The organism is Microvirga terrestris, from assembly GCF_015694425.1.
Lineage (GTDB): Bacteria > Pseudomonadota > Alphaproteobacteria > Rhizobiales > Beijerinckiaceae > Microvirga > Microvirga terrestris.
This window is the reverse complement of record NZ_JADQDN010000006.1, coordinates 131,436-155,924: the sequence shown is the minus strand read 5'-3', so window position 1 is coordinate 155,924 and position 24,489 is coordinate 131,436. Positions and strand designations below refer to the sequence as shown.

General features: G+C 63.7%; 23 protein-coding genes. 10 read left to right on the top strand and 13 right to left on the bottom strand.

The window, feature by feature from the left end; genetic code table 11:
- The 9 genes from I2H36_RS13620 (at position 1) to I2H36_RS13580 (ending at position 9,982) form a co-directional block, all read left to right on the top strand.
- Entirely contained in the window at positions 1-987 is a 987-nt protein-coding gene (locus I2H36_RS13620; RefSeq protein ID WP_196264446.1) for a cation diffusion facilitator family transporter, read from the top strand.
- A 68-nt stretch (positions 988-1,055) separates the two neighbouring features.
- Positions 1,056-2,282: a phosphopentomutase gene (locus I2H36_RS13615; protein ID WP_196264445.1), complete on the top strand. Its 1,227-nt coding sequence runs from the start codon at positions 1,056-1,058 to the stop codon at positions 2,280-2,282.
- A 6-nt stretch (positions 2,283-2,288) separates the two neighbouring features.
- Positions 2,289-2,906 carry a hypothetical protein gene (locus I2H36_RS13610; RefSeq protein WP_196264444.1) on the top strand — a complete coding sequence of 206 codons (618 nt, stop codon included), beginning with the start codon at positions 2,289-2,291 and terminating at the stop codon, positions 2,904-2,906.
- Between the two features lie 164 nt (positions 2,907-3,070).
- Entirely contained in the window at positions 3,071-4,333 is a 1,263-nt protein-coding gene (locus I2H36_RS13605; protein WP_196264443.1) for a GTP cyclohydrolase II, read from the top strand.
- A 145-nt stretch (positions 4,334-4,478) separates the two neighbouring features.
- Positions 4,479-5,732, top strand: coding sequence for a DUF1688 family protein (locus I2H36_RS13600; RefSeq protein WP_196264442.1), 1,254 nt, complete (start codon positions 4,479-4,481; stop codon positions 5,730-5,732).
- A gap of 36 nt (positions 5,733-5,768) precedes the next feature.
- The gene (gene upp, locus I2H36_RS13595) at positions 5,769-6,398 is read left to right on the top strand and encodes a uracil phosphoribosyltransferase (RefSeq protein ID WP_183448461.1); all 630 of its coding nucleotides are present in this window, start codon (positions 5,769-5,771) and stop codon (positions 6,396-6,398) included.
- Between the two features lie 47 nt (positions 6,399-6,445).
- Positions 6,446-7,348: a 2-dehydro-3-deoxygalactonokinase gene (locus I2H36_RS13590; RefSeq protein ID WP_196264441.1), complete on the top strand. Its 903-nt coding sequence runs from the start codon at positions 6,446-6,448 to the stop codon at positions 7,346-7,348.
- A 339-nt stretch (positions 7,349-7,687) separates the two neighbouring features.
- Positions 7,688-9,070, top strand: coding sequence for a leucyl aminopeptidase family protein (locus I2H36_RS13585; RefSeq protein ID WP_196264440.1), 1,383 nt, complete (start codon positions 7,688-7,690; stop codon positions 9,068-9,070).
- Between the two features lie 63 nt (positions 9,071-9,133).
- A complete protein-coding gene (locus I2H36_RS13580) occupies positions 9,134-9,982 on the top strand; it encodes a C40 family peptidase (protein WP_196264439.1) in 849 nt (282 codons plus the stop codon).
- Between the two features lie 18 nt (positions 9,983-10,000).
- On the opposite strand, the gene I2H36_RS13575 is transcribed toward I2H36_RS13580, so the two are convergent.
- From I2H36_RS13575 to I2H36_RS13525, 11 genes are all read right to left on the bottom strand, one after another.
- On the bottom strand, positions 10,001-10,417 hold the full coding sequence (locus tag I2H36_RS13575) for a GFA family protein (RefSeq protein ID WP_210331071.1): 417 nt from the start codon (positions 10,415-10,417) through the stop codon (positions 10,001-10,003).
- A 27-nt stretch (positions 10,418-10,444) separates the two neighbouring features.
- Positions 10,445-11,386, bottom strand: coding sequence for a 2-hydroxyacid dehydrogenase (locus I2H36_RS13570; protein WP_196264437.1), 942 nt, complete (start codon positions 11,384-11,386; stop codon positions 10,445-10,447).
- Positions 11,383-12,705 carry a thymidine phosphorylase gene (gene deoA, locus I2H36_RS13565; protein WP_196264436.1) on the bottom strand — a complete coding sequence of 441 codons (1,323 nt, stop codon included), beginning with the start codon at positions 12,703-12,705 and terminating at the stop codon, positions 11,383-11,385. Before deoA ends, I2H36_RS13570 begins: the two co-directional genes overlap by 4 nt.
- A gap of 1 nt (position 12,706) precedes the next feature.
- Positions 12,707-13,468 carry a deoxyribose-phosphate aldolase gene (gene deoC / locus I2H36_RS13560; RefSeq protein ID WP_196264435.1) on the bottom strand — a complete coding sequence of 254 codons (762 nt, stop codon included), beginning with the start codon at positions 13,466-13,468 and terminating at the stop codon, positions 12,707-12,709.
- Positions 13,461-14,282 (bottom strand): purine-nucleoside phosphorylase, encoded by an 822-nt coding sequence (locus I2H36_RS13555; RefSeq protein WP_196264434.1) that lies wholly within the window; start codon positions 14,280-14,282, stop codon positions 13,461-13,463. The genes deoC and I2H36_RS13555 overlap by 8 nt, the downstream gene beginning before the upstream one ends.
- 51 nt (positions 14,283-14,333) lie before the next feature.
- On the bottom strand, positions 14,334-14,738 hold the full coding sequence (locus I2H36_RS13550; RefSeq protein ID WP_196264433.1) for a cytidine deaminase: 405 nt from the start codon (positions 14,736-14,738) through the stop codon (positions 14,334-14,336).
- A gap of 2 nt (positions 14,739-14,740) precedes the next feature.
- Positions 14,741-15,646 (bottom strand): ABC transporter permease, encoded by a 906-nt coding sequence (locus tag I2H36_RS13545; protein WP_196264432.1) that lies wholly within the window; start codon positions 15,644-15,646, stop codon positions 14,741-14,743.
- A 4-nt stretch (positions 15,647-15,650) separates the two neighbouring features.
- Positions 15,651-16,754 carry an ABC transporter permease subunit gene (locus tag I2H36_RS13540; protein WP_196264431.1) on the bottom strand — a complete coding sequence of 368 codons (1,104 nt, stop codon included), beginning with the start codon at positions 16,752-16,754 and terminating at the stop codon, positions 15,651-15,653.
- A gap of 3 nt (positions 16,755-16,757) precedes the next feature.
- Positions 16,758-17,186: a VOC family protein gene (locus tag I2H36_RS13535; protein WP_196264430.1), complete on the bottom strand. Its 429-nt coding sequence runs from the start codon at positions 17,184-17,186 to the stop codon at positions 16,758-16,760.
- Positions 17,186-18,709: an ABC transporter ATP-binding protein gene (locus I2H36_RS13530; protein ID WP_196264429.1), complete on the bottom strand. Its 1,524-nt coding sequence runs from the start codon at positions 18,707-18,709 to the stop codon at positions 17,186-17,188. The genes I2H36_RS13535 and I2H36_RS13530 overlap by 1 nt, the downstream gene beginning before the upstream one ends.
- A 128-nt stretch (positions 18,710-18,837) precedes the next feature.
- The gene (locus tag I2H36_RS13525) at positions 18,838-19,842 is read right to left on the bottom strand and encodes a BMP family lipoprotein (RefSeq protein ID WP_196264428.1); all 1,005 of its coding nucleotides are present in this window, start codon (positions 19,840-19,842) and stop codon (positions 18,838-18,840) included.
- Positions 19,843-19,995: 153 nt separating this feature from the next.
- Between I2H36_RS13525 and I2H36_RS13520 the strand changes: the two genes are divergently transcribed.
- Positions 19,996-20,784, top strand: a complete 789-nt coding sequence (locus I2H36_RS13520; RefSeq protein WP_196264427.1) for a HesA/MoeB/ThiF family protein — start codon at positions 19,996-19,998, stop codon at positions 20,782-20,784.
- Positions 20,785-20,805: 21 nt separating this feature from the next.
- On the opposite strand, the gene pheT is transcribed toward I2H36_RS13520, so the two are convergent.
- Both pheT and pheS read right to left on the bottom strand, forming a co-directional pair.
- The gene (pheT, locus tag I2H36_RS13515) at positions 20,806-23,229 is read right to left on the bottom strand and encodes a phenylalanine--tRNA ligase subunit beta (protein WP_196264426.1); all 2,424 of its coding nucleotides are present in this window, start codon (positions 23,227-23,229) and stop codon (positions 20,806-20,808) included.
- Positions 23,230-23,242: 13 nt separating this feature from the next.
- Positions 23,243-24,325: a phenylalanine--tRNA ligase subunit alpha gene (gene pheS / locus I2H36_RS13510; protein ID WP_196264425.1), complete on the bottom strand. Its 1,083-nt coding sequence runs from the start codon at positions 24,323-24,325 to the stop codon at positions 23,243-23,245.
- Positions 24,326-24,489 lie beyond the last annotated feature (164 nt).

The following is a 24,489-nucleotide window of genomic DNA, read 5'->3' as shown; positions in this document are numbered from 1 at the left end:
ATGCCTGCGCATCACCATTCTGCCAGCCATTCGCATCATGGGCATTCCCATGCTCCCGTGGCGGGTCACGGACGCGCCTTTGCCATCGGCATCGTGCTGAATCTCGGCTTCGTTGCCATCGAGGCCGGGTACGGCTTCTGGGCCGATTCCATGGCCCTGCTCTCGGACGCCGGTCATAACCTGAGCGATGTGCTTGGCCTTGCTATCGCCTGGGGCGCGGCGCTTCTGGCGAGACGCGGCCCGACGGAGCGCTTCACCTACGGCTTGCGTTCCAGCTCCATTCTCGCGGCGCTTTTCAACGCACTGCTTCTGCTAGTGGCGGTCGGCGGCATCGTGTGGGAATCCCTGCAGCGCATCATCGAGCCAACGCCAGTCGCCGCCGGCACGATGATGGTCGTGGCGGGTATCGGGATCCTCGTGAACGGCTTCACGGCTTTCCTGTTCATGGGCGGCCATAACGACCTCAACATCCGGGGAGCCTTCCTGCACATGGTGGCCGATGCGGCCGTGTCGCTGGGCGTCGTCCTCGGCGGCCTCGCGATCCTCTGGACGGGCGCCGGCTGGATTGATCCGGTTCTCAGCCTCGTCATCGCCGCCGTGATCGTCTGGGGCACCTGGAGCCTGCTGAAGCAATCCCTGACCCTATCTCTTCACGGCGTGCCGCGCGGCATCGCGGTGCCCGACGTCAGAAAGGCTCTCGAGCGGATGCCGGGCGTCGCGCGCGTTCATCATCTGCATGTCTGGGCCGTGAGCACCACCGAGGCTGCTCTCACGGCTCATCTCGTCATGCCGAATGGACATCCGGGCGATGGTTTTCTGGCGGGGGCGCACCGGGAGCTGAAGGAGCATTTCGGTATCGGCCATGCGACATTGCAGATCGAGATCAACCAATCTGCCGCCGTCCATGAGCACGATTCGAATTGCCCCTTAGAGCAATACGAGCACCCTCACCAGGGCCACAAGCATGAGGGGCACCACCATCGCTAGGAGAGATCGCATCTTTCGCTGCAATGACGTATCAGTCATGATTCTTGTGGTTTGAGGAACTGGGATCAATGCCTCGCGCTCTTCTCATTGTGCTCGACTCCGTCGGTATTGGCGGAGCGGAGGATGCCGACGCCTATGGCGATGTGGGCGCCGACACGCTCGGACATATCGCAGAAGCCTGCGCCGACGGGCGCGGCGATCAGGCTGGCCTCCGCCAGGGGCAGCTTCATCTGCCGCATCTGGCTGCGCTGGGTCTCGGGCTCGCCTGCGAGGCCTCGACGGGCCGCATGCCGCCGAACCTTGCCCCGCAGGGGCCGCTGAAAGGCGCCTGGGGCTACGGTGTCGAGACCTCCAAGGGCAAGGATACGCCTTCGGGCCACTGGGAAATCGCCGGCGTGCCCGTGACCTTCGACTGGGGCTATTTCCCCGATACAATCCCGACCATTCCCGATGAACTGACCACGGCGCTTATCGCGCGGGGCAATCTTCCCGGCATCCTCGGCAACAAGCATGCCTCCGGCACCGCCGTGATCGATGAATTCGGCGCGGAGCATATGCGCACGGGCAAGCCGATCGTCTATACCTCCGTCGACAGCGTGCTGCAGATCGCCGCCCACGAGGAGAGCTTCGGGCTGGAGCGGCTCTACGAATTGTGCCGGATCGGACGCGAGCTCTGCGACGCGTATAAGATCGGCCGCGTGATCGCCCGCCCCTTCGTGGGTTCGCCCGAGACGGGCTTCAAGCGCACCGGCAACCGCAAGGACTTCGCCACGCCGCCGCCAGCGGACACCGTCCTCGACACGCTGACGAAGGCAGGCCGCTCCATCGTCACCGTCGGCAAGATCGGCGACATCTTCGCCCACCGCTCAACAGGCCGTGAGATCAAGCCGAACGGCAACGACGCCTGCCTGTCGGCTGCCATCGAGGTGATGAAGGACCTGCCCGATGGCGGCTTCGTGTTCGCCAATCTCGTGGATTTCGACAGCGAGTTCGGCCACCGCCGCGACATCCCCGGCTATGCGGCAGCGCTCGAGGCCTTCGACCGGCGTATCCCGGAGATCGAGGCCGCTCTCCAGCCGGGCGATCTCGTCATCATCACCGCCGACCATGGCAACGACCCCTCCTGGCGCGGAACCGACCACACCCGCGAGCACGTGCCGATCCTAAGCTTCGGTTCCGGGTTGAAGCTTGGCGCCATCGGACGGCGCGAAAGCTTTGCCGACATCGGCGCTACGATATTGCATCATCTGAAGATTACAGGGTACGGTATCGGGAGATCATGGCTTCCAGGCTAACCCCACATGAGAAAAGCTGCAATTTTCCTTATTTTGATTACTGCGACCTTCTGCGGAGCAGTCCCCTCTGAAGCAGCGACACAACGTGAGTGTCTTAAAGCGCTCAACCTCGGCAAGCGCTATGAGGAAGAACGCAAGCAGGCGTTCGCACTTTTTCAAAGGGGAAGGTCCGAGGGTCTGAGATGCGATTTTCTGGTAAAGTCCAGAAGGTATGTTTCTCAGGCTGAGAAAGCTGCCAACGCCTGCCATGAACATGAGCCGAACTTGGCTGAAAAGCTGAAAGCTGATGCAGCTTCAACTCTGAAGGAGTTGGACTCCGCCAAGTACGAGTGCCGTCCGAAATCCAAAGCTGAGCTACAGGCTGAGAAGCGCTGCCTTGCCGCAAGAGAAGCAACCAATGCAAAGGACGCCGTCTTCAAGCAGACGCTTGCAGCCTATAACGCCAATAAAACAAAGCTTACTCAGTGCACTTTTCTGAAAGCATCCATCGATTATCTCACCGAAACTGACACGATGCTGAAGCTCTGTGAGCCCATCCATGCTCCGGATGGTCCCTCACAGATAGCAAAGAACAGAGAGACGCTTCAGAAAAGCAGAGAGGCACAAACCAAATTCTGCATTTAATTCTAGCTATTTAGCCCAAAATTATCTGCCTGCGAGCAGCAAAGGCAAAGGTACTTTAAGCCATTGACGGCCCCGCAACTTTGGATCAGTCTCCCATAGATCGTATGGAGGCTCTCCGGCGATCGGTCGAGGGAGTCTTCCCGTTCTTGCGTGGAAGATTGTTCATGAGCTCGCCCAACCGCTCGACGCATATCCGGCTCACCTCCCATCCCGAGCCGAACACCGGCACCATCAAGCATCCGATCAAGTGGGGAGCCAAGGATCCGCAGGAGCGCGGGCCGATCATCGGCAGCGTCACCAATCCGGCCGACCGCAACGTGATCGGCGCCCATGGCGGCTCATATTCGCTCTATCGGGCGCTCGCCATCTCGGCTCGGGCGATGAACCCCCTGTCGCGGCCCGATCTTCACAACACCCATCCGACCGCGGAGATCGGCCCGCATCCGCAATGGTTCGACCCGGGCAAGATCGTGTCCCTCGATCCCTGGGGGCACATGGTCGGCCAGATCTTCCAGAGCGACATTGCCGGCGGCGTCGACATCCGCCCCAGCATCGCGGTGACCAAGGCCCGCCTCAACATGCCGGAGATCCTCTCGGCCATGGGGGCGAAGCGCTTACACGCCGATGGTGGCTTCCTGCATGAATCCGGCGACATCTCCGTCACGAAGATCGCGGTCGATCCAGTCTGGTACCTGCCCGGCATTGCGGAGCGCTTCGGCTGCTCTGAGGGCGAGTTGCGGCGCACCCTGTTCGAGCAAACCGGCGGCATGTTCCCGGAGCTCGTCACCCGTCCCGACATGAGCGTGTTCCTGCCACCCATCGGCAACATCACAGTTTATGTCGTAGGCGACGTGTCGCGCCTGAGCGATCCGAAAACCCGCATCGCCTGTCGCGTGCATGACGAGTGCAACGGCTCCGATGTGTTCGGTTCCGACATCTGCACCTGCCGGCCTTATCTCGTGCACGGCATCGAGGAATGCGTCAGGGAAGCGCAAACCGGAGGCGTCGGGGTCATTGCCTATAACCGCAAGGAAGGCCGCGCGCTCGGCGAGGTCACCAAGTTCCTCGTCTACAATGCGCGCAAGCGGCAGGAAGGTGGCGACCAAGCCTCCACGTATTTCGAACGCACCGAATGCGTGGCCGGCGTGCAGGATGCGCGCTTCCAGCAGCTCATGCCCGACGTGCTGCACTGGCTCGGCATCCAGCGCATCGACCGGCTCATGTCCATGTCGAACATGAAGTACGACGCCATCACCGGCTCCGGTATCGAGGTGGTGGAGCGCGTGCCGATTCCGGCCGAACTGGTGCCGCCGGATGCTCAAGTCGAAATCGAAGCCAAGAAGGCGGCCGGCTACTACACGCCCGAGGGAGCACCGGATGCGTCGGCCTTGGATCAGGTGAAGGGCCGCGATCTGGAGCGGTTCTAATGCGATGCTTCATGAGGCGGGCGCCGGCTTGTGGCCGGTGCCCGCTTCGTTTTTAACCCTTATGCTAAACCGCCCTGCCCCAGGATGATGTGTTGCCTGCAGACTGTGCTATCGCATCTTAAGCCTGAGATCATCGGAGCCCTGAGTGACCGACCAGCCTAACTTGTCACCTGACACCAAAGCCGCCCGAGGCCTTCTCTCCGCCGTGGCGGTGCGGGAGCGGTCGCACCAGCTTCTGCAGGCGGGTCTCGAAGGTCGCCTCCAGCACTTCACGGTCAATCTCGGGCGTCTCGACGCCTGCGCGGATGAGGTCGTGAAGACCATCCGCGAGGCCTATCCATCCCTCGACATCCCGTTCCATGCCCGCTGGCGCCATTTCTCGGCCGGGGGACACGAGCGCTGGGGCGCCGTGATGCACGGCGCAGCATGGGGAACAGCCGCCGGTATGGCCCGCGCCGCCTTCGACCTCGCCATCGTGTCCGTGCTGCTCGATGCGGGCGCCGGCGCCCAATGGCGCTATGAGGAAGGCCGCACGGGCGAGACCTATATCCGCTCCGAGGGACTCGCGGTGGCAAGCTTCGACATGTTCGTGAGCGGTGCCTTTTCCAGCAGGCCAGAAGATCCGTTCCGTGTCGACGCGGATGTGCTGATGACGCTCACCGCAGAGGACTTGGCTGAAGGCTTCCAGGTCTCGGCCGACAACCCGCTCGTCGGCCTCGAAGGTCGCGCCGCACTTCTCAACCGGCTCGGGCGCGTCGTCGCAACGAACCCGGACATTTTCGGGCAGGTGGACGATCCCCGCCCCGGCGGCCTCTTCGACGTCATCGCCGCGACCGCCGAGGGCGAGCACATCGAGGCGACCGCGATCCTTGAGGCGCTGCTCACGCATCTCGGCCCGATCTGGCCCGGCCGCATCACGCTCGGCGGTGTCGATCTCGGCGACACTTGGCGCCATCCGTTGGTCGAGGCGCAGGATGCCACGAAGGGGCTCGTGCCCTTCCACAAGCTCTCCCAATGGCTCTCCTATTCGCTCATCGAGCCGCTCGAATGGGCGGGCTCTTCCGTGATCGAGATCGACGGCCTCACGGGCCTGCCGGAATACCGCAACGGCGGGCTGTTCCTCGATAGCGGCGTGATCGCCTTGAAGGATCAGACGGACGCCAGTCGCGCTCACGCGGTGGATTCGCAGCTCGTGGTGGAATGGCGGGCCTTGACGGTCGCCCTTCTCGACCGCATTGCCGAACCGATCCGCGCGAAGCTAGGATTTGCAGCGGCGGACTTTCCCCTGGCCAAGGTGCTCGAAGGCGGCACCTGGGCGACGGGGCGGCGATTGGCGAAGGAGAAGCGCGGCGACGGCTCGCCTCCTCTCAGCGTGATCAGTGACGGGACAGTGTTCTAAATGAATCAGCAGACGACGATCAAAGAGGGAAAAAACATGCAGGGCGTCACGGTGGTCGATCATCCGCTGGTTCAGCACAAGCTGACCCTCATGCGGGACAAGCAACGTTCGACGAAGGGTTTCCGCCAGCTCCTCAACGAGATCGGCATGCTCCTCTGCTACGAGGTGACCCGCGACCTGCCGATCGAGCGCATCGAGATCGAGACGCCGATGACCAAGATGGAAGGCGCGCAGATCGCCGGCAAGAAGCTGGTTCTCGCCCCCATCCTGCGCGCCGGCGTCGGCTTTCTCGACGGCATGCTCACCCTCGTACCCGCCGCGCGCGTCGCCCATATCGGCCTCTACCGCGATCCGGAGTCGCTTCAGGCGGTGGAATACTACTTCAAGGCTCCGTCGGATCTTGCCGACCGCATGGTGCTGGTGCTCGACCCCATGCTCGCCACCGCCAACTCGGCTGTGGCCGCTATCGAGCGGCTGAAGGAGCGCGGCGCCAAGGACCTGCGCTTCGTCTGCCTGCTGGCTGCGCCCGAAGGCATTGAGCGCCTGCGCAGCGCGCATCCGGACGTGCATATCTGGACCGCCGCCATCGACGAGCGCCTGAACGACCACGGCTATATCGTGCCGGGCTTAGGGGACGCCGGCGACCGCATGTACGGAACGCGCTAGACTCACGTGACTTATCCCCTCATCGCTCACAACAGGGGTTTTCGGCCTTGCGCTTCATCGTCGCCGACTGGGGAACGACCCGTTTTCGCGGCTATCTGATCGAGAACGAGACCATTCTCGATCAGGTCTCGTCCGACGAGGGCGTTTCGGCCCTGCAAAAGGGCCAGCACCGCGACGTGTTCCTGCGGCAATGCGGGCCTTGGCTTCAGGCCGAGCCCGACGCGCCGGTGCTGCTCGTTGGGATGGTGGGCAGCCGCGAGGGCTGGGTCGAGGCGCCCTACGCGTCCTGCCCGGCGGGTCCCGCTGAAATCGCCCAGGCCCTCGTGCCGGTGGATCTGGGGAACGGCCGCAAGGGCCATATCATTCCAGGCCTGTTCTGTGAGCCGGCTCCCGGAGCGGCCGACGTAATGCGCGGCGAGGAAACCCTGGTTCTGGGCACAGGCGTCGAGGACGGACTGATCTGCTCGGCCGGCACGCATCCCAAATGGATCCTGATGCGCAATGGCCGCATCGAGCGCTTCGCCACCTACATGACCGGCGAGATGTACGCCCTGCTGCGCGAGCATTCCATGATCGGCCGCCCGGCCACTCAGCCCGAGGATCCGAAGGGCTTTGATCTCGGCCTCGAGGCCGCCGAGCGCAATGCCGGCGAAGCCCGCGTCGGCCTGCTGCATCTTCTCTTCAGCGCCCGTGCCTCGGTCGTGTCCAACCGCATGCACAGCAGCCTGCTCGCGCCTTATCTGTCAGGCCTGCTCACGGGCGACGAGATCAACGGCGCTCTGTCCCAGTTCGGCCGTCCTGACTCCGTCACCATCCTGGCCGCGCTGGAGCGTGCGGAACTCTACGTCCACGCGCTCAAGCGCCACGGCATCGAGGCGGAGATCAAGGATACGCAGCAGGCCCTGATCGCAGGCTTGGCGCGGATCGTGCGCCAGCATGCGTTGGGGTAGCTCTCAATGTCATCCCGGATGCCGAAGGCGATCCGGGATCGGTCAATCCAGTCCAGCACTGTCGTTCCGGGGCCGCGCAAGCGAAGCACGACCCGGAGGGCCGCGCCGCAGGCGTGGAAATCCATAAACACAAGGTTCACGGAACATGGCACCGTTAGCGGTTATGGATTCCCGCTTTCGCAGGAATGACAGTGTTGAGATTCCGGCGCATTCCCGTCTCGCGATCCCGGATCTTCGCTGCGCTTCGTCCGGGATGACGGCTAGGGAAGGATGACACACACGTTTCAAGCGCTTAAAACTCACCCAAGCACCCGTCTTTAACCGCTCAGGTCACCATCCATGCCCCACCCCCTCCTCGCCTCCGCGAACGAAGCCTCGAAACCCATCTGGCTCGTGACGGAACAGACCTGGACCGAGATCGCCGGGAGCCTGCCGCCGCTGGCACAGGGCTTTGCGAAGGCGCAAGGGTTTGCGGGCAAGGCCGGAAGCCACTGCCTTCTGCCCGACGCGAGCGGTGAGCTTTTTGGTGTTGCTTTCGGCATCAACGGAACGGACGCCCGGCAGAGCGATCCATTCCTTCCCGGCAAGCTCTCCACGCTGCTGCCGGAAGGCGTCTATCGCTTCGAGACCGAAGCCCCGAACCCGACGCTTGCCACGCTCGCCTGGCTGCTCGGCACCTACAGCTTCAGTCGCTACCGCAAGCGCAATGAGAAAGCCGTGCGTCTCGTCATTCCGCACGGCGTCGACGCGGAAGACGTAACCCACATCGCGAATGCCATCGTCGCAAGCCGCGACCTCGTCAACACGCCCACCAACGACCTCGGACCCGACGGAATCGAAGCAGCTGCGAGAGAGTTGGCGGACCGCCATGGCGCCTCCTTCACCAGCATCGTCGGCGACGATCTGCTCAAGCAGAACTTTCCGATGATCCACGCGGTGGGCCGCGCCTCCATCACGCCGCCGCGCCTCATCGACTTCACCTGGGGCAAGGCCGATGCGCCGCGCATTACCCTCGTGGGCAAAGGCGTCGCGTTCGACACAGGCGGCCTCGACATCAAGCCTGCCGCCTCCATGCTGCTCATGCGAAAGGACATGGGCGGGGCTGCGGCCACGCTCGCCTTGGCATCGATGATCATGGACGCCAAGCTGCCCGTGCGCCTGCGTGTTCTGATCCCGGCTGTCGAGAACGCGATCTCCAGCAATGCCTTCCGCCCCGGTGACATCCTGCCGAGCCGTAAAGGCATCTCGGTGGAGATCGGCAACACGGATGCGGAGGGCCGCCTGATTCTGGCCGATGCCCTCGCACTCGCCGACGAGGAAAGCCCCGACCTCATCGTCGATTTCGCCACGCTCACAGGTGCGGCCCGCGTGGCGCTCGGCCCCGAGCTGCCGCCCTTCTACACCGATGACGACGCGTTGGCCGCCGATATTGCACGCCATGGTACAGCGGAGAACGATCCTGTCTGGCGCCTGCCGCTATGGTACCCTTACCAGAGCCAACTGGATTCCAAATTCGCCGACATGAACAACACCGGCGGGCCCATGGGCGGCTCGATCACGGCGGCCCTGTTCCTGCGCCGCTTCGTGGAGGCCGCAAAGGCCCATGTGCATTTCGACATCTTCGCTTGGAACAACGCCACCAAGCCAGGGCGCCCCGAGGGCGGCGAAGTCCAGGTCTCGCGCCTGATGTATGCTCTCCTGAAGGAGCGCTATGGCGCTTGAGCCGCTGGCGTTTCGGCGCCGAAGCGACTAGGAAATCTGGTTACAGACTGAGGAGCTGCCCCAATGAGTTTCGACCGCCGCATCACGCCCGTCCGCACGGATCTCGCCGATGAGCGCCTGCGCGGACAGGTCGAGGCTGAACGGTTCACAACCGGTACGGTCAAGCGAGTTGTCGCCACCTTCTCGGCCCTGCACCGCCACCCTTCCCGCGAGGCGCCCGTGGACACGCAGGCGATCTTCGGCGAAAGCGTGACCATCTATGACGAGCACGAGGGCTGGGCCTGGGTGCAGCTTCACGAGGACGGCTATGTGGGCTACCTGCCGAGCGAAGCCTTGGGCGAAGCAGGAGCGGAGCCGACCCACAAGGTGCGCGCGATCCGCACCTTCGTCTATCCGGGCCCTAACCTGAAGCTTCCCTTTCAGAGCTACCTGACCCTGAACTCCAAAGTCTCGGTGACGGAAGCGGAAGGAGACTACGCCCGGCTTGCCAACGGCGGCTGGGTCTTCGCCGCACATCTGAGCGGCCTCGATGCCTTCGAGACGGATTATGTGGCCTTGGCCGAGCGCTTCCTGCACACGCCCTATCTTTGGGGCGGCAAGACGAGCCTCGGCATCGACTGCTCGGGACTCGCTCAGACCGTGCTGACGGCAGCGGGCATCAAGGCACCGCGCGACAGCGACATGCAGGAGCGTGAACTCGGTGAGCCCGTCGAGGTGAAGCCGGATCTGAGCGGCCTCAAGCGCGGCGATCTGGTGTTCTGGAAGGGCCATGTTGGTCTGATGATGGACGAGACCAACTTCATCCACGCCACCGGCCACAGCATGACGGTGATGATCGAGCCTCTGGCTGTCGCGGAAGAACGCATCCGCCTGGGAAGCTACGGGCCGATCAGCGCGATCAAGCGGCTGTAAGCGAACAACCGCGCCCCATCAATCGCGTTGACCGAATGGGACACCTTCGGATTCCTGAGGCAACGCATCGGCAATCTCCACCCATGGCGCCTTGGAGCCGACATGATAATGCATTCCGGCCTTCATGGATGGATCGGAATCGAGCGTGCCCAGCCGAAACCCGAGCCTGTCCGGATCTGCCTCGTCGCGCTTGTAGATCGGCGAACCGCAGCAGCCGGCGAAGAAGCGTTGAACACCTGGGCTCGATTCCCAACTGCGCAACAGATCCTCGCCAGCGACAAAGGTCAGCGCTGAGGCATCCAGGCTCGCGGTTGTCCCGAAGCTCGATCCTGAGTGTTTGCGGCACCGCCAGCAATGGCAGTAGGTGATGGGGCCGGAGAGGTGGCCTTTGATCTCGTAGCGGACCTGCCCGCAGGCGCATGAGCCTTTCAGCATCAAAAAATCCTCTTGTACGACAGCGCCTTAGTATCCTCGCGCTCGATCCACCACGGCTTCGAACGGTTCTCCCGCTTCATACCGGCGAATCTGCTGCGCGATGTAGCGCGCCGTCGCTTCCGGCTCGCTCGTTGCCGAGTTGTGCGGCGTGACGGTGACGTGAGGATGTGTCCAGAGCGGTGAATCCTCAGGAAGGGGCTCGGTCTCAAACACGTCGAGGGTTGCGGCCCGCAAAGTGCCGTCGTCGAGGCAAGAGAGAATATCCGCCTCTACCTGCAGCTTGCCGCGTCCCGCATTGATGAGAATTGGTCCGCCGAGCCGGCCGTCTCGCGCGAGCTTCTCGAACAGAGAGCGGTTGAGCATGCCTTCCGTCTCCTGCGTGAGCGGCATGAGGGCGATGAGGATGTCCGTGCGGTTCAGGAATGGCGTCAGCCCCTCCTCGCCTGCATAGACCTGGAAGCCTTCCACATCCTTCGCTGTGCGACTCCAACCGGCCACATCGAAGCCCATCACTTTCAGCTTGCGCGCAGAATCCTGCCCCAACACGCCGAAGCCCATGATGCCCACGCGCACCTCGCTGGCAATCGGCGGGGCGCGATCCGGCTTCCAGCGTTTCGCCTTCTGGTCTTCGTCGAAGCGGCGCTGGTCGCGCAGGTACATGAGGCAGTGCAACACCATGTACTCGCTCATCCGATGGGTGAGATCGTCCTGCGCCACGCGCACGATCGGCACATTCGGCAGACCGGGATAGCTCATGAGATGATCGACGCCGGCGCCGAGCGAGAAGAGTGCTTCGAGATTAGGCAAACCAGAGAGACTTCCCGGCTTCGGTCCCCAGGTCGCCACATAGCGAACGGCGCTCGGGTCGAAGTCCTCACCGAGCACGACGATGTCGCGATCTGGCAGGAGCCGCTTGAAACGCTCGACCCAGGGCTGCGTCTGCCAGGTGACGGCAACGAGAAGGCTCATGCTGTCGCTCCGATCCGCTCGAGAATACTCGGACCTGATGTAGCCTGCGCATCACCGATGACATAAGCAGCCCTTACGGCGCGTGCCGCCGCCTCGGCAGCCTCCTCGCTGCGCGCATGCACGATGCCGAGCGGACGCGAGGCGTCGACCGTCTCACCGATGGCAGCAAGCTTTGTCAGCCCGACCGCATGATCGATGGGATCCTGAGGACTCGTACGGCCACCGCCGAGGACAACGACGGCCACGCCCACATCGCGCGTAGCGATGCTCTGCACGATGCCTGTGCGATCTGCATGAATAGGACGAACGATGGATGCCGCCTGCAGATGCCTCTCATGGTTTTCCAGGAAGTCCGCAGGACCACCGAGGGCGGATACCATGCGCTGGAAAACCTCCGCCGCTTTTCCTGATGCAATCGCATGCTCTATCTTCGTACGAGCCTCATCGATGTTGGCAGCGAGCTTGCCGAGCACCAACATCTCGGCTGAGAGTCCCACCGTCACCTCATGGAAGCGCTTCTCGCGGTGACGGCCCGTCAGGTAATCGACCGCATAAGCCATCTCGACAGCGTTGCCGGCAGCGGACGCGAGGGGCTCGTTCATGTCGGTCAGCAGGGCGCTTGTGGGCAGGCCTGCGCCATTGGCGACGAGCACGAGACTCTCGGCGAGCTTGCGCGCATCCTCGGCGTTGTTCATGAACGCCCCGGAGCCGAACTTCACATCCATCACGAGGCCCTGGAGGCCCGCAGACAGCTTCTTCGACAGGATGGAAGCGGTGATGAGATCGATCGACTCCACCGTTGCCGTCACGTCGCGGATCGCATAGAGGCGCTTGTCGGCCGGTGCGAGATCGGCCGTCTGACCGATGATGGCGCAGCCCACGTCGCGTGTGACGCGCCGGAACGTGTCGAGATCGGGCTGCGTGACATAGCCCGGAATGGAATCGAACTTGTCCAGCGTGCCGCCCGTGTGACCGAGGCCGCGGCCGGAGATCATCGGCACATAGCCGCCGCAGGCTGCCACAGCCGGCCCGAGCGCGAGGCTCACCGTGTCACCCACGCCGCCGGTGGAATGCTTGTCGAGCACGGGTCCGGGAAGATCCCAGGTGAGCACTGTGCCCGAATTCATCATGGCACGGGTGAGCGCCACGCGCTCCGGCACGGACAGTCCGCGAAAGAAGATCGCCATGGCGAAGGATGCTGCCTGGCCCTCGGTCACATGGCCTGCGGTGAGCCCCTTGATGAAATGCTCGATATGCTCTGCATCGAGCGTGCCGCCGTCGCGTTTGCGGCGGATGATTTCCTGCGGAAGGAGGCTCATGTCAGTAGACTCCGGTGGCGGCCGTGCCGGCGCGTCCTTCAATGGCCGCGATCAATGCATCGTAGACGCTGCTCGCACCGATGCGGAAGGTTCGCGGCGTCGCCCAGCCGGACCCTAAGATGCGGTCAGCGAGATCGAGATAGATCTTCGCATCGTCCAATGTGCGAATACCGCCGGAGGGTTTGAGGCCGACAGACTTACCGGAGGCTTTGATAACATTGAGCATGATCTCGGCCGCGTCGGGCGTGGCGGAGACCGGCGTCTTGCCGGTGGAGGTCTTGATGAAATCGGCGCCGGCCTCGATGGCGATTCGGCTTGCCGTCTCGATCAGCTTTGCATCCTTCAACTCACCTGTTTCGAGGATCACCTTCAGAAAGCGGTCGCCTTCAACGAGTTCGCGCACGGCTTCCACCATCTCGGTCGCGGCTGCGAGATCGCCGCGGCGCACGGCGTCATAAGGAATCACGAGATCGATCTCGTTCGCACCGTCGGAGATCGCCTCCTGCGTGTCGTCCACGACACGGCTCACATCCTCGCCACCGGCAGGGAAATTCACCACGGTGGCGATGCGCACGGACGAGCCCTTCAGGTTCTCCTGCGCGCGCTTCACGAATTGCGGCCACACGCACACGGCCGCCACCGGACCGCGCGGATCGAGCGCCTTCTTGCACAGGGCATCAATGGCCTGATCGGTGCACGTATCCGTCAGGTCGGTAAGATCGAGGCTGCGCAGGGCGCGCACGGCAATATCCGCATCAGACATGGGACAGCTCCGCAATGAAGGACCGAACGAGACGCTTGAATTTTTCCGAGGCCTCGGCCGCCGTGTCCTTGGTCTCCTGATGCGAGGGCGATGCGCCTTCGATCCCGGCAGCCAAATTGGTAACAACGGAAATAGCCGCGACCTTCAGGCCATAATAACGCGCGAGGATGACCTCCGGCACGGTGGACATGCCCACGAGATCGCCGCCGAGGATCTGCACCATTTTGATCTCGGCCGGCGTCTCGAAGCTTGGGCCTGACAGCCAGGCATAGACGCCTTCCGGCAAGTCGATGCCGGATTTCTGCGCAGCGCGTTGCAATGTCTGGCGCAGGCCCTCGTCATAGGCGCCGGTGAGCGAAACGAAGCGGCCTTCCGTGTGATCGCGCAGCAGCGGGTTCGCGCCCGACAGGTTGAGGTGATCGTTGATGGCTACGAGACTTCCAGGGCGGATGTCAGCGCGCACGGAGCCCGCCGCATTGGTGGCGACGAAGACCGGAATGCCGAGGTCCTTCACGAAGGCCACAGGCAGGCGCATCGCGCCCGCGTCTCCCGTCTCGTAGTAATGCGCGCGGCCCTGGAACAGCAGAACGCGCTTCCCTTCGATCATACCCGCGACAAGCTTGCCCGCATGGCCGGAGACACCGCTTCTGGGAAAGTGCGGGATCTCCGCGTAAGGGAGGCTCACCGCATCGCTCACCTCGTCGACCAGAGTGCCAAGCCCCGTGCCGAGCACGAACGCTGCATCGAAGTGGCCGTCGAAGCCGCGGCTGCGCACGAAGGCTACCGCTTCCTGAATCATTTGCTGCATCGTCATCTCAGGCCTTTAAACCGCAGGCCTTCCTTTCATTAAAGCAATCAGTTCGTTCTACCGATCGGTCAGATTGTCGGGACCAAAGGAGAAGGGCAACAACTCATCAAGGGTGAAGCTCTCGCGAATGCCCTCAGGGCCGGCAATGTGAATCGACGTATCAGGCGCGGCGAATTCGCGGATGCGCTGGCGGCAACCGCCGCAGGGCGTGACGAGATGCTCGCCCTCGCCCATCACGACGATCTGCGCGATGCGATTTCCACCGCCGGCGATCATCGCCGAGACGGCGCCGGCCTCCGCGCAGGACCCCACCGGATAGGCGGCGTTCTCCACGTTGCAGCCGGTGAAGACCTGACCGTCAGGAGTCACAATCGCAGCACCGACCTTGAATCGGGAATAAGGCGCATAGGCCTTGGCCTGGATTGCCTTAGCCGCCTCGAACAAAGTATCCAGCGACGCCATGCTCAGCGCTCCTTCACATAAGGCACACCAGACGCACGCGGCGGAATCGCCTTGCCGATCACGCCAGCGAGCAGGATGACGGTCATGAGATAAGGCATCGCCTGGATGGCCTGCACCGGCACCTCGCCGATGCCCGGCAGCGACAGGCCCTGCAACTGGTTGGCGCTGGCATCGAGCAAGCCGAAGAGGAAGCAGGCGCCGAGCGCGGGCCACGCCCGCCACTTGGCGAAGATCAGGGCGGCGAGTGCGATGAAGCCGCGACCGGCCGTCATGTTGGGCAGGAAGCCCGCCGCCTGTCCGACAGACAGATAGGCGCCTGCAAGCCCGCACAGAACGCCCGCGATGATGACGGCGGTGTAACGAAGCCTCGTCACCGAGATGCCGGCGGTATCGACCGCAGCCGGATTCTCGCCGACGGCACGCAGCCGCAGCCCGAAACGGGTGTGCCCGAGAACGAACCATGTGACCGGGACTGCAAGGAGAACCACGTAGACGAGAGCCGAATGGCCGAAGAGTACGCTGCCGAAGCGCTGGTCGCCTTCAAGCGGCGGCGTGCGCCCACCCTGCCCGTACCAGGCATTACCGACGATAGCAGTGAGCCCCGCGGCCAGCATGTTGATGGCAACGCCGGAGACGATCTGGTTGCCGCGCTGGCTGATGGAAGCAAAGCCGTGAACGAGCCCGATGGCCACGGAGGCTATTATGCCAATCAGAAGGCCCGCCCAGGCGGAGCCGAACGCATAGGCGCCGGCCGCGCCCGCGAAAGCCGCCACCAGCATCTTGCCCTCAAGGCCGATATCCACCACACCCGAGCGCTCGGACCAGAGACCGGCAAGGCACGCGGCGAGAAGCGGAATTGAAAGCCGTAGGGCCGAGTCGAAAATCGTGACGAGAATGCCGAGGTCCATGGGTCTAAGCCCTCGCCAGTTTCTGGCGCGCGAACAGATGCGCCACGAGGCGGCGGAACAATCCATCCAATGCGCCTGCGAACAGGATGATGATGCCGCCGATCACCACCACCATATCGCGGGTGATGGCCGGCTGCTCGAAGGCGAGTTCCGCGCCACCCTGATAGAGGATGCCGAACAGGAGCGACGCCAGGATGATGCCGACCGGATGCGCGCGCCCCATGAGCGCCACCGCAATGCCGACGAAGCCGTAACCGGAAGTGAATTCGAGCAGCAGACGGTGCTGGTAGCCCATGAGTTCGTTGACCGCGAGGCCGCCGGCCAGCGCGCCCGACAGCACCATGGCGATGATGATGATGCGCGCGGGCGAGATGCCGGCATACACCGCAGCACTCGGGTTCGATCCGACGACGCGGATCGCATAGCCGAGGCGCGAGCGGTAGATGAGGAGCCAAACGAAATAAGCGGCTGCCAACGCCAGCACCAGCGTGAGATTGAGCTGAGACGCCGGGATCTCGATGCCGAAGGCGGCAAAGACATCGTGCATGAACGGGATGTGCGACTGATCCGGAAAAGCGCGCGTTTCCGGGTTCATCGATTGCGGCTCGCGCAGCACATTCACGAGCAGGTAGACGATCAACACGCTGGCGAGCCAGTTGAACATGATCGTCGTGATAACGATGTGGCTGCCGCGCTTCGCCTGCAGATAGCCCGGAATGGCAGCCCAGAGAGCGCCGAAGGCCGCAGCGCCCAGGATGCCGAGCGGAATGAGCAGGAAGCCCGGCAGGAAGGTGAGATTGTTGAGCACCAGTGCGATGCCGAGTCCCGCCAGCGTCGCCTGCCCCTCGCCGCCGATGTTGAACAGGCCGGCATGATACGCGACCGCTACCGCGAGCCCGACGAAGATGAAGTCGGTCATATAGAACAGGGTGAAGCCGAGTCCCTCCCCGGTGCCGAGGCTGCCTTGCAGAAGCCAGCGTGTGGCGGTCAGCGGGTTCTCACCGATGGCGAGCACGACGAGGCCGGCGACAAGAAACGCCGCCACCACGGAGATGGCGGGCACGAGAACCGTATCGGCCCATCTGGGCAGGTCGAGAGGAGCACTCACGTCTTAAGCATCCGGCAGGAACATGTGGCCCTGCTCATCGAGAGGAAAGAATGGATTCCAGGCAACTTCCCACAGATGTCCGTCAGGATCGGCGAAATAGCCCGAATAGCCGCCCCAGAAAACATCCTGCAGCGGCTTGACCGGTTGTGCGCCCGCCTTCATGGCCAGAGCATAAACCTCGTCGGCTTCTTCCTTGGAGCGTGCATTGTAGGCGAGCGTGATGGCGGCAAAACCCGTGGGCTTGTCCTCGACGCCGGCATCCTTGGCGAGGTCGGCGCGACCGAAGAGAGCGAGCGCCAAGCCGTTTGCCTGATAAAACGCGACGCCGGGCTGGCTGGCGGAAGAGGCTTTCCAACCCCAGGCTTCGTAGAAGGCGCGGGATTTTGCAAGATCGGCCACGCCAAGGGTGACAAGAGTCAATCGCGGTTGCATCAGGCAGCCTCATCCGTCACGCCGGCCATGAGCAGGCCGAGATCCTGTTCGTTGGTCTCGGAAGCCTTGCGCTCGCCGGTGATCTTGCCGCCGCACATGGTGAGAATGCGGTCGGAGAGATTCATGATCTCGTCGAGCTCCACCGAAACGAGCAGGATCGCAACGCCTGCATCGCGCAGGGCGATCAGGCGGCGATGGATGAACTCGATGGCCCCGATGTCAACGCCGCGGGTCGGCTGGCCGACAAGCAGCACCTTCGGGTTGCGCTCGATTTCGCGCGCCAAAACAATCTTCTGCTGGTTGCCGCCGGAAAATTTTGAGGACTTCAGCCGCGGCGCGGGCGGGCGCACATCGTACTGCTCCATCTTTTTCGCGAGATCCGCGATGAGGCGGTCATGATCGAGGATGGGGCCGCGGCCGAGATGCGGCTCGTGGCTGAAGCCGAGAATGGCGCTCTCGAAAGCCGGAAATGCCGGCACGAGCCCCGTGCGCAGACGATCCTCCGGCACGTGCAGCAGGCCAAGCTGGCGCATCTGGTGCGGGTTGTGTGCGCTGGAATGGATGGCCTGTCCTTCAAGGCGGATCGAGCCCAGCACCGGCTGGCGCATGCCGGCGATCGCCTCCAGCAATTCGCTCTGGCCGTTGCCGGCCACGCCCGCGATGCCGACGATCTCGCCGGCGCGAACGGTGAAGGACGCATTGGCCACGCGCAGCACGCCGCGGGAATCGACGACGGAGAGGTTCTCGACCTCGAGCAGCGGCGCGCCGGGCGTCTTCTCCTCTTTCTCGACGCGCAGGAGCACGCGCCGCCCTACCATCAACTCGGCGAGTTCCGGCGGCGAGGTATTGGCGGTCTCGACAGTCGCCACCATCTCGCCGCGGCGCATGACCGAGACGCGGTCGGTGATCGCCATGATCTCGCGCAGCTTATGGGTGATGAGGATGACGGTCTTGCCCTGCTCCTTCAGCGAGCGCAGCAGGCCGAACAGCGCATCGGCCTCCGGAGGCGTGAGCACGGCGGTGGGTTCGTCGAGAATGAGAATATCCGCGCCGCGATAAAGGGCTTTGAGAATCTCGACGCGCTGCTGCAGGCCGACGGAGAGATCGCCCACGGCTGCGTCCACGTCGATCTCGAGGCCATAATCTTTTGACAACCGCGCCAGCTCCGCGCGCACCTTCGCCTCGCCGGCCCGCAGCATGGCGCCGCCCTCGGCGCCCAGCATCACGTTGTCGACCACGCTCAGAGGCTCCACCAGCATGAAATGCTGATGCACCATGCCGATGCCGGCACAGATCGCATCAATGGGCGAGCGGATGGCAATGGGCTTGCCGTTGACCCTGACCTCGCCGGAATCGGCCTCGTAGAACCCGTACAGGATCGACATGAGCGTCGACTTGCCCGCGCCATTCTCGCCGACGATGCCGTGGATGGTGCCGCGCTCCACGCTCAGGTTCACGTCCTTGTTGGCGTGAACGGCGCCGAAGCTCTTGTTGATGGCAATGAGTTCAATGGCGGGGGACATCGGTCTCAAGATGGTTGTCCGGCAAAGGAAAAAGCGAGCCGGATCTTATCGGAAAACGCATGAACCTAAAAACGGAAACGGCCGCAGGCTCTCTTTCGAGGCGCCTGCGGCCGGATCAATGCGTCAGATTACATCGGGCACTTGGAGTCCGACATGTAGTCGTGGACCTTGATGGTGCCGGCCTTGATGTCGGCGGCGGCCTTGTCGGCGGCAGACTTCATCTCGGCGGTGACGAGCGACTTGTTGTTGTCGTCGAGCGCCCAGGCCACACCGTCTTCCTTGAGGCCGAGCACCGAGACGCCGGCCTTGAAGGTGCCCTTCTTGGCCTGATCGAAGGCATTGTAGGTGGCCACATCCACGCGCTTGACCATGGAGGTCAGGATCTTGCCCGGATGCATGCCGTTCTGGTTCGAGTCGACGCCGATGCCGAGCTTGCCCGCATCCGCAGCAGCGCGCATCACGCCCACGCCCGTGCCGCCGGCCGCATGGTAGATCACGTCGGCGCCGCGATCGATCTGGCCCTTGGCGAGCTCGCCGCCCTTCACCGGATCATTCCAGGCCGCACCCGTGGTGCCGGTCATGTTCTGGAACACCTCGGCATCCTTCTTGGCGTATTTGACGCCCTGGACGTAGCCGCAGGCGAACTTGCGGATGAGCGGAATATCCATGCCGCCCACGAAGCCGACCTTGTTGGTCTTCGAGGCCTGAGCCGCCAGAAGGCCGACCAAGAACGAGCCCTCATGCTCCTTGAACACCACGGACTGCACGTTCGGCTTCTCGACCACGGCGTCGATGATGGCGAACTGGGTCTTCGGGAACTCCTCGGCGACCTTCTTCAGCGCGGTCTCCTGGGAGAAGCCCACGGCGAGGATCGGCGAGAAGCCATCGCGGGCGAAGCGGCGCAGGGCCTGCTCACGCTGGGCGTCGTTCTGCGGCTCGAAATCGCGGTAATCAGTGCCGGTGTCCTTCTTGTACTTCTCGGCGCCGGTGTGGACGCCCTCGTTGAAGGACTTGTCGAATTTGCCGCCGAGATCGTAGACGATCGCGGGCTTGAAGGCCGGAGCCTGGGCAAAGGCAAAGGAGGCGGAAAAGGCGAGGCCCGCGAGCGCGAGGCCGAACTTGGTGACAGTCATCGGCTTAGTTCCCTGTTAGACGCCGGCTTGTTTGCCGGTTGCCCCATGACGATGGCACGGCAAGGGTCACAACGCCAAGGCCTCTGTCAAGGCGGCATGTTATTTCCTTCACGGAATGGTTGATAGCCATCGCCATTCCCGTAAGGTCACGCCATGTCACTGAGTCCGGACGAAATCGACCGCTATGCCCGCCACCTCGTTCTCCGGGACGTAGGAGGCCCGGGGCAGCAGAAGCTGAAAGCCGCTCGCGCGCTCGTGATTGGCGCAGGCGGCCTGGGCGCTCCCCTGATCCAGTACCTCGCGGCGGCCGGGATCGGCACCATCGGCATCGTGGACGACGATACGGTAAGCCTCTCGAACCTGCAGCGGCAGGTGATCCATGGAACGCCTGATATTGGCCGGCCCAAGGTGGACAGTGCCGTGGATGCGGTTGAACGGCTTAATCCACATGTGACGGTCGAGACCCACCCCATTCGCCTGACACCCGAGAACGTGCGAGGACTGGTCCGCGGTTACGACATCGTCGCCGACGGCTCGGACAATTTCGAAACCCGCTACGCGGTGTCCGATGCCTGTTTCTTCGAGAGAAAACCCTTGGTGACGGCAGCGCTGGGCCAGTTCGATGCTTCGCTCACCACGATCCGGGCGCATGAGACCGGCGTGGACGGGACGCCCAACCCCACCTATCGCTGCCTCTTCCCCTCCCCGCCGCCAGCCGGAGCGATTCCGACCTGCGCCGAGGCCGGCGTCCTCGGGGCGCTCGCCGGCGTCATGGGCAGCCTGATGGCCATGGAGGTGATCCGGGAGATCGTCGGCTTCGGTGACAGCCTCGTCGGGCGGCTGCTCATGGTCGATGCGCGAGCGATGCGGTTCGACACAGTGCGCTACAGGTGGGATGCGGGAAATCCGTTGAGTGGTACAAATCGCCCGGACGTGGCCTGAGCCACGTCCGGGGGTCTTTTGCTAACCGCGCAGCACCGCGCCGGTTTTCTTCGACACCTCGCCGACGATCTTGGCGGACACCGCCTCGATCTCCACATCGGTGAGCGTCTTCTCCGTGGGTTGGAGGGTGACGGCGATCGCCACGGACTTCTTGTCCGGGTCGATGCCGGTGCCCTCGTAGATGTCGAACACATCGACGCCCACGATCAGCTGGCGCTCGACGCCCTGCGCTGCCTTCACGATGTCGCCGGCTGCCACGTCGCGGCCGACCACGAAGGCGAAGTCGCGGGTGAGCGGCTGGAAGTCGGGCAGGTTCAGCTTCGGCTTCATCTTGGTCGGCTTCGCCTTGGGCGGCGGAAGTGCGTCGAGATTGAGCTCGAAGGCCACCAGCGGCCCCTTCAGGTCGAGGGCCTTGAGCACCTTCGGGTGCACCTCACCGAAGGCGCCGACCACGTTCTTCGGGCCGAACTGCAGGGTGCCCGAACGGCCAGGATGGAACCAGGCCGGGCCGCCTGCCACGATCTGGAGACCGCCGGACGGGATGCCGAGCGCCGCCAGCAAGGCCAACACGTCGGCCTTGGCATCGAAGGCATCAACGCTCTGCGCACCGCCATCCCAGTGACGCCCCACGCCCTCGGCCCGTGCCGTGCCGCGACGGACAGCGGCGGCCTTGATCGACTGGCCTTCCGGCTCATCCGACGCGAAGGTCTGGCCGACCTCGAACAGGGCTACGTCACCCAGGCCGCGATCGGCATTGCGCTGCGCCGCCTTGAGGAGGCCAGGCAGCAGGCTCGGCCGCATGTCGGAGAGTTCGGCCGCGATGGGATTGGCGAGCTTCAAGCGCGCATCGCCACCGCCGAACAGCCCCGCCTCATCCGCGGCAATGAACGACCAAGTGACGGCCTCCACCAGCCCGCGCACAGCGAGCGCGCGGCGCGCCAAACGCGTGCGCTTCTGGATCAGAGTAAGAATGGGCTTCGCCACCACATCTTCGAGGCGCGGCAGAGGCTTGGGCTCGATGCGGTCGACACCGGCGATCCGGATAACCTCCTCGACAAGATCCGCTTTGCCCTCGATGTCCGGACGCCAGGACGGAGCCGTGACGCTCACGCGCTCGCCCGATCCATGAACCTGGAAGCCGAGCTTCTTCAGGATCTGCTCGGATTCGGAGGGCTGCACGTCGAGACCCGACAGGCGCGGAACCTCACTCCAGGGGAACTCGATCACGCGCTGGTCCTGCGGAACTCGGCCGGCAACAAAGGCCTCGCTCGCCTCGCCGCCGCAGAGGTCGATAACCATCTGCGTGGCCAGATCGAGCCCGGGCACCGTGAAGGCCGGGTCGACGCCGCGCTCGAAACGATAGCGCGCATCGGTGATGATCCCGAGCTTGCGGCCGGTCTGGGCGATGTTGAGCGGATCCCACAGCGCGGATTCGATCAGCACGTCCGTGGTGCCCTCGTCCGAGCCGGAATGCTCGCCGCCCATGATGCCGCCAATCGACTCGACACCGTTGTCATCGGCGATCACCACGATGTTCGGATCGAGCTTGTAGGTGCGTGTGTCGAGGGCCAGCACCTCCTCGCCCTCCTTCGCCCGGCGAACGGTGAGGTTGCCCTTCACCTTCTTGAGGTCGAAGACGTGGAGCGGACGGCCGCGGTCGAACGTGATGTAGTTGGTGATGTCCACCAGCGCATTGATCGGGCGAAGCCCGATGGCGAGCAGGCGGCGCTGCATCCATTCGGGCGACGGACCATTCTTCACGCCGCGCACGAGGCGGAGCGCGAAGGCCGGGCAGAGCTTCGTATCCTCGCCTGAGAAGTCGAGCGTTACCGAGACCGGGCATGCACCCTTGCCTTGAACAGGCGCGACAGCATCCCCCTTGAGCGTGCCGAGGCCGGCCGCTGCGAGATCGCGAGCAATACCATGGATCGAGGTGCAGTCCGGGCGGTTCGGCGTGAGGTTGATCTCGATCACCGGATCGTCGAGCCTGGCGTAAGCTGCATAGGCCTGACCCACCGGCGCATCCTCGGGCAGGTCGATGATGCCGTCGTGATCATCGGAGATCTCGAGCTCGGAGCCGGAGCACAGCATGCCCTTGCTCTCAACGCCGCGGATGGTGCCGACGCCGAGCGTGATGTTCTTGCCTGGAATGTAGGTGCCGGGCGGCGCGAACACGCTCTTCATGCCGGTGCGGGCATTGGGAGCGCCGCAGACCACCTGGATCGGGTCTCCGTCGCCCGTATCGACCATGCACACGCGCAGGCGATCGGCATTGGGGTGCTGCACGGCGGAGACCACATAGGCGACCTTGTAGGGCGCCAGCGCCTTCGCCTTGTCCTCCACGCCTTCGACCTCAAGGCCGATGCGGGTGAGCGTCTCGACGATCTCATCGAGGGAAGCCGAGGTGTCGAGATGATCCTTGAGCCAGGAGAGGGTGAATTTCATGATTGCTCTCCGCTTAGGAAGTCAGGCCGCTGACGAGGCTTGGGATATCGAGCGGGCGGAATCCATAGTGATTCAGCCAGCGCATATCGGCCTCGAAGAAGGGGCGCAGGTCCGGCATGCCGTATTTCAGCATGGCGATGCGGTCGATGCCCATGCCCCAGGCAAAGCCTTGGTACTCATCCGGATCGAGCCCGCAATTGCGCAGCACGTTCGGATGGACCATGCCGCAACCCAGGATCTCGAGCCAATCGGTGCCCTCGCCGAAGCGGATTTCGCCGCCCTTGCGCGAACACTGGATGTCCACTTCAGCCGAAGGTTCGGTGAAGGGGAAGAAGGACGGCCGGAACCGCATCTTCACCTGATCCACCTCGAAGAACGCCTTGCAGAACTCCTCCAGGATCCACTTGAGGTGTGCGATGTTGGCCTGCTTGTCGATGACGAGGCCTTCCACCTGGTGGAACATCGGCGTGTGGGTCTGGTCGGAATCGTGCCGGTAGGTCCGGCCCGGAATGATCACCCGGATCGGCGGCGCCTTGGAGGTCATCGTGCGGATCTGGACTGGCGAGGTATGGGTGCGCAGCACCTTGCGTTCGCCCTTCTCATCGGGGGCGAGGAAGAAGGTGTCGTGCATCTCACGGGCCGGATGGCCTTCGGGAAAATTGAGCGCTGTGAAGTTCAGATAATCGGTTTCGATATCCGGCCCCTCGGCCACGGAGAAACCCATATCGGCGAAGATCGCCGTCAGTTCCTCGATCACCTGGCTGATCGGGTGGATGCGGCCGCGGGATTCAGGCGCCTCGGGCACCGGCAGCGTCACGTCGATGCGCTCGGCGGAGAGCCGGGCTTCGAGGGCCGCTTCCCCGAGCGTCTCTTTCCTGGCTGCAATCGCGCCCTGAACCTTGTCGCGCAGGCCGTTGATGAGCGGGCCGCGTTCTTTCCGCTCCTCGGGCGTCATGGCGCCGAGAGTTTTCAGGAGTTCGGAGACGGAGCCCTTCTTGCCGAGCGCGGAGACGCGCACGGATTCAAGAGCCGCCTCGTCGCCGGCGGCTTCGACCTGGGTGAGCAGGTCATGTTCGAGATGGTTGAGATCGGTCATCGGTCCCTGGCCAGATGCAAGCGCCACAGTCAGGCGCCTTGAGTGAGGCGCGGCGCGGGAACCGTCAAGTCGTCCGAGCCGCGAAAGAGCAACCGACAGCGTATGAGCCGTCAGCGCGGATGGTCTCGGAGAAGGGGGAGTAAGCCGGTGCGGCTGAAAGCCAG